The sequence below is a fragment of the Shigella sp. FC1544 genome, assembly GCF_001722145.1.
GTDB lineage: Bacteria > Pseudomonadota > Gammaproteobacteria > Enterobacterales > Enterobacteriaceae > Escherichia > Escherichia coli.
This window is the reverse complement of the sequence record NZ_MECT01000189.1, coordinates 1-3,229: the sequence shown is the minus strand read 5'-3', so window position 1 is coordinate 3,229 and position 3,229 is coordinate 1. Positions and strand designations below refer to the sequence as shown.

At 47.3% G+C, this 3,229-nt stretch carries 3 protein-coding genes, 1 pseudogene and 1 other annotated feature; of the genes and pseudogenes, 2 read left to right on the top strand and 2 right to left on the bottom strand.

Features of this window, described 5'->3' with window-relative positions; translation table 11 throughout:
- The coding region (locus BGK49_RS26580; RefSeq protein WP_001393286.1) for an IS1 family transposase at positions 1–147 on the bottom strand (147 nt) is incomplete at its 3' end.
- 139 nt (positions 148–286) lie between these two features.
- A complete protein-coding gene (gene rclR / locus BGK49_RS11310) occupies positions 287–1,141 on the bottom strand; it encodes a reactive chlorine-specific transcriptional regulator RclR (RefSeq protein WP_000339594.1) in 855 nt (284 codons plus the stop codon).
- A gap of 225 nt (positions 1,142–1,366) precedes the next feature.
- Between rclR and rclA the strand changes: the two genes are divergently transcribed.
- Complete coding sequence (rclA, locus tag BGK49_RS11305; RefSeq protein ID WP_001046306.1) at positions 1,367–2,692, top strand: reactive chlorine resistance oxidoreductase RclA; 1,326 nt, start codon at positions 1,367–1,369, stop codon at positions 2,690–2,692.
- 152 nt (positions 2,693–2,844) lie between these two features.
- Positions 2,845–3,229 (top strand): annotated as a pseudogene (locus tag BGK49_RS11300) (transposase); the annotation flags it as partial.
- Positions 3,126–3,229, top strand: a sequence feature (AL1L pseudoknot). This feature is flagged as partial in the annotation. (Overlaps the previous pseudogene by 104 nt.)

Sequence of the window (3,229 nt, the reverse complement as noted above, 5' to 3'; positions counted from 1 at the left end):
TTGAGAAGCGGTGTAAGTGAACTGCAGTTGCCATGTTTTACGGCAGTGAGAGCAGAGATAGCGCTGATGTCCGGCAGTGCTTTTGCCGTTACGCACCACCCCGTCAGTAGCTGAACAGGAGGGACAGCTGATAGAAACAGAAGCCACTGGAGCACCTCAAAAACACCATCATACACTAAATCAGTAAGTTGGCAGCATCACCAAAAAAGTTGGAAATATAAATAGCTGAAAGGCTCACAACACCCGGAATGCGGATTATCTTTGCTCCGATTCCTGGCGGTTTTATTCAGGGTGCAAGCTGTCTGACCCTTTCCCGATATTCTCCCGGAGTACAACCAAACTCGCGGACAAACGCCTTGTGAAAAGATGATTCGCTGGCATAGCCTACTGACTCAGCGATCACCACAACAGGGAGCGTTTCCCGGGAAAACATCTGGGCCGCTATTTGTAGACGCAACTTTGTTAATACAGCCAGCGGCGTGGTTCCGGAAACATCACGGAAAAGCTGGGCAAAACTTGCCCGGGACATGTGGGCGATGCTGGCCAGCGATTCGACGGTCCAAGCGTGTCCTGGCATTTCCAGCATTTGCTGTATTACCGCACCAAGACGTGGATGCAGAAGCAAACTGAGAATGTTTTTCTCTGTATTAACCTGTGCAATCCACTCACGCACCGCGAGGGTAAAGAATGTAGCGCAGATCTGGCTACACAGTGCATCCACTCCCGGCATCGCCGATCTGGATTCCTGTTGTAAAAACGGGATCGCCTCCCTCAGCCAGTTATATTCCACGCTGTGGTTAACCGGTGCTAAAAACAGCGTTTCCGGCAAAGACGTTAAAAAATAACGCGCCGAATGTTGCAACCGAAGAGTACCACAGACAATACAGGTCGATTCATTATCGACATGACTCAGGCGATGAGCTGAATTTTGTGGTAGCAGGACCACATTTCCCGGGCGTAATGTAAAAATCTCTCCCGTCGGCATTTCCAGCTTCGCCGCTCCTTGCGTTAACGCATGCCAACGAATAACCGATAATTCCCCGGCACCATGTGGAAGCTGCCAGTCACTTCCTAACACGCAATTCTTATCGATCGTTCCTTGTGGAGCGTTAAGCATCAACAAACGGCTAAGGGCATCCATATCAGACTCCTGAGTGGTTTTTGATTACAAACACCAACAATCTTAGTAAATAACTAATCTAATACCATCAAATAGTTAATCATGATTTTTGTTTTGTGATTCTGATTAAGAAAAAGAAAATACCAGACGATAAGACAAAATATCAAGCGTTGTGAAGAAATGGTATTTGCTCTTTTGCGTCTATAGTCATGATGTCAAATGAACGCGTTTCGACAGGAAATCATCATGAATAAATATCAGGCAGTTATTATTGGTTTTGGCAAGGCTGGAAAAACATTAGCCGTCACGCTGGCAAAAGCAGGTTGGCGAGTGGCTCTCATCGAACAATCAAATGCAATGTATGGCGGGACCTGTATTAATATCGGCTGCATCCCAACTAAAACATTGGTTCATGACGCACAGCAGCACACAGATTTTGTCCGTGCCATACAGCGTAAAAATGAAGTGGTTAATTTTTTACGTAATAAGAATTTTCATAATCTTGCGGATATGCCTAATATCGACGTGATCGACGGCCAGGCGGAGTTTATCAATAATCATAGCCTGCGTGTTCATCGGCCTGAGGGAAATCTGGAGATTCATGGCGAGAAAATTTTTATTAATACCGGTGCACAAACCGTGGTTCCGCCAATTCCTGGAATTACCACCACGCCAGGAGTATATGACAGCACCGGATTACTTAATCTAAAAGAATTGCCTGGGCATTTAGGTATTTTGGGCGGCGGATATATTGGCGTTGAGTTCGCCTCTATGTTCGCTAATTTTGGCAGCAAGGTAACCATTTTAGAAGCAGCTTCGCTGTTTTTGCCTCGGGAAGATCGGGATATTGCTGATAATATCGCGACGATTTTACGCGATCAGGGCGTCGATATTATCCTCAATGCCCATGTGGAGCGAATCAGTCACCATGAAAATCAAGTGCAAGTGCATAGCGAGCACGCCCAACTGGCGGTGGATGCACTGTTAATAGCTTCCGGTCGTCAACCGGCTACCGCTTCGTTACATCCAGAAAATGCCGGTATCGCAGTAAACGAGCGCGGGGCAATTGTCGTTGACAAGCGATTACATACCACCGCAGACAATATTTGGGCGATGGGAGATGTTACCGGCGGGCTGCAATTTACTTACATATCACTGGATGATTACCGCATTGTACGTGATGAGTTACTGGGTGAAGGCAAACGTAGTACTGATGATCGGAAAAATGTGCCTTATTCCGTATTTATGACACCGCCCCTGTCCAGGGTTGGTATGACAGAAGAACAAGCCAGAGAGAGTGGTGCTGATATTCAGGTGGTGACATTGCCTGTAGCTGCAATTCCGCGTGCCAGAGTGATGAACGATACCCGTGGGGTATTAAAAGCGATTGTTGATAATAAAACCCAACGTATATTAGGGGCATCACTGCTGTGTGTTGACTCCCACGAGATGATTAATATAGTGAAAATGGTGATGGATGCCGGGCTGCCTTATAGCATATTACGCGATCAGATATTTACTCATCCGTCGATGAGCGAATCACTCAATGATCTATTTTCATTAGTCAAATAAACTCAAAATCAGACGCCAGGTAATGCTGCCAACTTACTGATTTAGTGTATGATGGTGATTTTAAGGTGCTTGCGTGGCTTCCATTTCCATCAGATGTCTGAACCGCCCCGGGAATCCTGGAGACTAAACTTCCTGAGAAAGAGGTAAACAGGATGACTAAAAATACTCGTTTTTCCCCCGAAGTCCGTCAACGGGCAGTCCGTATGGTTCTGGAAAGTCAGGGCGAATATGACTCACAATGGGCGACAATTTGTTCCATTGCTCCAAAGATTGGCTGTACGCCGGAGACTCTGCGTGTCTGGGTTCGCCAGCATGAGCGGGATACCGGAGGCGGTGATGGCGGGCTCACCACCGCTGAACGTCAGCGTCTGAAAGAGCTGGAACGTGAAAATCGTGAACTGCGCCGCAGTAACGATATCCTTCGCCAGGCTTCCGCTTATTTTGCGAAGGCGGAGTTCGACCGCCTCTGGAAAAAGTGATGCCACTGCTGGATAAGCTGCGTAAGCTGTACGGGGTCGGACCGGTATGCAGTGAACT

What these genes read in the sequence shown, in the direction of transcription:
- rclR (WP_000339594.1), bottom strand. Translation starts at nt 1,141, where the DNA reads ATGGATGCCCTTAGCCGTTTGTTGATGCTTAACGCTCCACAAGGAACG.
- rclA (WP_001046306.1), top strand. Translation starts at nt 1,367, where the DNA reads ATGAATAAATATCAGGCAGTTATTATTGGTTTTGGCAAGGCTGGAAAA.